Annotated in this window: 1 protein-coding gene; it reads right to left on the bottom strand. The window is 72.3% G+C overall.

The genetic code is table 11. The features are described from left to right. A partial coding sequence (locus DVK01_RS21495) for a hypothetical protein (RefSeq protein WP_199722426.1) occupies nucleotides 1-419 on the bottom strand: 419 nt, incomplete at its 3' end. Nucleotides 420-437: the final 18 nt, after the last annotated feature.

Here is a 437-nt window from a genome sequence, read left to right as displayed (position 1 = left end):
CGCCACTGCAACTGGCGCTGCTCTTGCGGCCAGAGCTGGGCACGGTCGTAGAGGTGGGTGAGCTCGTGCAGCACCGTGGCCAGCAGCTCGCGTTGCAGGCTGCCATGGGTGCGCCCGCTGGGCGCCTCGGCCTGTTGCGGATCGATCAGGCGCGGCAGCAGCGCGGCGTTGAGCACGAGGGCATCGAGGCGGGTGGTGCGGCCGTAGACCTCGGCCGGCAAATCGTCCGACCAGCGCACCGAGACCTCGCGGTCCAGACGCTGAACGAAGCTCGGCGGCAGAGCCGCTGCGGCCTGCTCGAGCAAGGACTGGCTGGCGCGGCGCTCCGTGCCGGACAGGCCCTCGGGATCGAGGACCAGGCGCAGGTTGGCCTGGGCGCTCGCGCCGACCAGCAGCAGAAGCGTGGCCAGCCAGCGCACGGCGCGGGGTGTCACAGG

The organism is Haloarcula sp. Atlit-120R (assembly GCF_003665885.1).
Classification (GTDB): Archaea; Halobacteriota; Halobacteria; order Halobacteriales; family Haloarculaceae; genus Haloarcula; species Haloarcula taiwanensis.
This window is presented reverse-complemented; position numbering and strand designations above follow the sequence as displayed.